The organism is Pontibacter rugosus (assembly GCF_042678745.1).
GTDB lineage: Bacteria > Bacteroidota > Bacteroidia > Cytophagales > Hymenobacteraceae > Pontibacter > Pontibacter rugosus.
Genome location: NZ_JBHTLD010000339.1, coordinates 1 through 3,134 on the forward strand (window position 1 = coordinate 1; position 3,134 = coordinate 3,134).

The 3,134-nt window shown below is 46.4% G+C and carries 4 protein-coding genes; 2 read left to right on the forward strand and 2 right to left on the reverse strand.

Annotated features, from left to right (window positions below; translation table 11 throughout):
* Positions 1-53: 53 nt before the first annotated feature.
* Entirely contained in the window at positions 54-275 is a 222-nt protein-coding gene (locus tag ACFQ2O_RS20820) for a DUF2795 domain-containing protein (RefSeq protein WP_025608825.1), read from the forward strand.
* A 101-nt stretch (positions 276-376) separates the two neighbouring features.
* On the forward strand, positions 377-1,102 hold the full coding sequence (locus ACFQ2O_RS20825; protein WP_377532671.1) for an ABC transporter ATP-binding protein: 726 nt from the start codon (positions 377-379) through the stop codon (positions 1,100-1,102).
* Between the two features lie 167 nt (positions 1,103-1,269).
* Here the strand turns inward: ACFQ2O_RS20825 and ACFQ2O_RS20830 are convergent, their stop codons facing one another.
* Both ACFQ2O_RS20830 and queA read right to left on the reverse strand, forming a co-directional pair.
* Positions 1,270-1,950 carry a 2-C-methyl-D-erythritol 4-phosphate cytidylyltransferase gene (locus ACFQ2O_RS20830; RefSeq protein WP_377532673.1) on the reverse strand — a complete coding sequence of 227 codons (681 nt, stop codon included), beginning with the start codon at positions 1,948-1,950 and terminating at the stop codon, positions 1,270-1,272.
* A gap of 123 nt (positions 1,951-2,073) precedes the next feature.
* Positions 2,074-3,120, reverse strand: coding sequence for a tRNA preQ1(34) S-adenosylmethionine ribosyltransferase-isomerase QueA (gene queA / locus ACFQ2O_RS20835; protein ID WP_377532675.1), 1,047 nt, complete (start codon positions 3,118-3,120; stop codon positions 2,074-2,076).
* Positions 3,121-3,134: the final 14 nt, after the last annotated feature.

Genomic DNA, 3,134 nt, shown 5'->3' on the forward strand with positions numbered 1-3,134 from the left:
TTTATACTTTTGCAGACTATTTTAAAAAGCCATAAGTTAAAGGAGAAAATATTATGTACTGGACACTTGAATTAGCTTCGTACCTGGAGGATGCACCCTGGCCAGCAACTAAAGACGAATTGATTGACTTTTCAATTCGTTCTGGAGCCCCAATGGAGGTTGTAGAAAACCTGCAAGCCCTGGAAGACGACGGACAGCCTTACGAAAACATCGAAGAAATCTGGCCTGATTATCCTACCAAAGAGGATTTCATGTTTAACGAAGACGAGTACTAAAATCGAATTAGAAATCATAGAATTAAAAATTAGAAATCGCCTTGGGGACTCTCTTCACTCATTTCTAATTCATAATTTTTAATTTCTAATTGAGCGATGCTGTGGTCGTTGAAGTAAAAAACTTGGTTGCGGGTTATGGCCAGAAGGCCTTGATTCGCAACCTTTCTTTTTCTGTACCTTCTCCTGCTTTTGTTGCCATAATAGGGCACAACGGCGCGGGGAAAACTACGCTTTTTCGTGCCTTTCAGGGCAAAGTAGCTTATGAGGGCGAAATATTAGCACAGAGCCAGAACCTCCGGCACCTGAAAAACGCATCTGGTAAAGGCCTGCTGGCTTACCTCCCGCAGAAAAGCACGGTGAACTTTCCTATCAAAGTACACGACCTCCTGGTGATGGGCCTTTTTCGGAAAAAGCGATTCTTTGAGGATTATAGTGCCGATGATTATACTCTGGCAGCCGACATACTTACACAGTTGCAGCTACCTCACCTCCTAAACCAGGACTTTACCACACTTTCCGGAGGAGAGCAACAACTAATTTGGCTGGCACAACTCAAGCTGCAGGATGCAACTATAAACTTACTGGATGAGCCTACACAGCAGCTGGATGTGTTCTACAAAAACAAAGTATTTAGCTTGTTGCAGGAGTGGGTTGTAAAAGGCGGCAAAACTGTACTCTGCATTACCCACGATCTCCAGAACCTGCACCACATGCAGGGCTACCTGCTCAACCTGTCAAAACCCAATCCTATACTTGAAGCTATCACGCCGGAAAGCGTACGGGAGAATCAAGCTTTCCTGGAGGCAGGGCGGCAGCCGGTGCTGTAGCTTATTAGATTTTAGATGCTAGACTTTAGACAAAAAAACAAACTGGCGCCGGTATCCAACCGGTGACGCCCAGTGCACACGAGTCTCCAGACTCGCTTTTGCGCTGAAAACGTACTCTTTGGCACCAGCTAAATCTTGTAAGCCTCATAACTTCTGTAAACATAACCCTAACCTAACTCCCTGGCGAAAGCCTCAGCCAGTATAAGGTCTTCTGGTGTGGTGATTTTGATATTGCGATAGCTGCCTTCTACTAAGGTTATACTTTCTCCTATACTTTCCACCACCGAGGCATCGTCTGTAAAATACTCCTGCTCGGGCTGCTCATAGGCTTTGCGAAGTATACCTGCTTGGAAACACTGCGGCGTTTGCACCAATTTATACTTGTCTCTTGGCACAGCTGTACTTCCTTCGCCCTTTAGCTCACGTATAGAGTCTTTAGGAGAGACGGTCACCACAGCGTTGCCATACGTTGCTGCAACTTCAAAAGCAGCTTTGATGGTAGCTGTTTCTACAAAAGGCCGCACGCCATCATGCACCGCCACCAACGCCTCGCCATACACTGAGTCCAAGCCATTTTTAACAGAGGCAAACCGAGTAGCACCACCAGGAACTGTCATATGAAAAAGCTTAAAGCTATGTTCCTGGCAAAGGCTGCGCCAGGCATTCAACTGCTCCTGCGGCAACACTACCACCAGCCTGATCTGTGGGTTATACTTATAAAACCGCTCAATCGTGTGCATCAGCACAGGCTTTCCTGCCACTTCTATAAATTGCTTGGGGGTATCGTGCTGCATACGGGTGCCGCTACCACCTGCTACAATAATTGCATATTCCGGTAAAGTTGCCATGCTGCAAAGATAGGTTTTTGTGTGTTGAGTTCAGCGCCTCCTGTAGCGGCTTCTATTATACTTTATAAACACAAAAGCCCTGGCTTATGGGGCCAGGGCTTTTGTGTTTATAATTCTTTATACTTACAGAATCAGCATTACATCTCCGTAGCTAAAGAAGCGGTACTTCTCTTTTACAGCCTCTTCATACGCCTTCATTACAAGCTCATATCCGCCAAAAGCAGCTGCCATCATAAGCAGGGTGCTTTCTGGCATGTGGAAATTTGTAAGCAAGCTGTTTGCGATTTTAAAGTCATAAGGAGGAAACAGGAAACGATCTGTCCAGCCTTCATTTGCCTTTAGGCGGCTGTTAGCTGACACCGAAGACTCCAGCGCACGCATGCTAGTAGTACCAATGGCACATACACGCTTTTTGTTGTCCAGCGCCTTGTTTACTTGATCGGCGGTTTCAGCAGGCACCATAAAGTTCTCTGAATCCATCTTGTGCTTGGTCAGGTCTTCTACATCTACCGGGCGGAAGGTACCCAAGCCTACGTGCAGGGTAAGCGGAGCCATGTCAACACCTTTTATCTCCAGGCGCTTCAGTACTTCTTTTGTGAAATGCAGGCCAGCTGTAGGGGCGGCCACAGCACCTACGTTTTTCGCATACACTGTCTGGTAGCGTTCACGGTCTTCTGGTTCAGCCTCGCGCTTAATATACTTTGGAAGCGGCGTCTCGCCCAGATCGTTTATAGTTTTATAGAACTCTTCATCAGGTCCGTCAAACAAAAACTTAATGGTACGACCACGGGAAGTGGTGTTATCAATCACCTCAGCTACCAGGTCGCTTTCGCCAAAGTATAACTTGTTACCTACACGGATTTTGCGGGCTGGATCTACCAGCACATCCCAAAGGTGAATATCTTTGTTAAGCTCGCGCAGCAGGAATACCTCTATCTTAGCGCCAGTCTTTTCTTTGTTGCCATACAGGCGGGCAGGAAACACTTTCGTGTCGTTCACCACCATCACATCGCCATCATCAAAGTACTCTAATATGTCTTTGAAAATGCGGTGCTCGATTTTCCCGCTGTCACGGTGCACTACCATCATGCGCGACTCGTCACGGTTTTCGCTTGGGTGTGTGGCTAAAAGGTCTTCGGGAAGTTCGAATTTAAATTCAGATAATTTCATATATCAAATATTAC

What these genes read in the sequence shown, in the direction of transcription:
- ACFQ2O_RS20830 (WP_377532673.1), bottom strand. Translation starts at nt 1,950, where the DNA reads ATGGCAACTTTACCGGAATATGCAATTATTGTAGCAGGTGGTAGCGGC.
- ACFQ2O_RS20820 (WP_025608825.1), top strand. Translation starts at nt 54, where the DNA reads ATGTACTGGACACTTGAATTAGCTTCGTACCTGGAGGATGCACCCTGG.
- queA (WP_377532675.1), bottom strand. Translation starts at nt 3,120, where the DNA reads ATGAAATTATCTGAATTTAAATTCGAACTTCCCGAAGACCTTTTAGCC.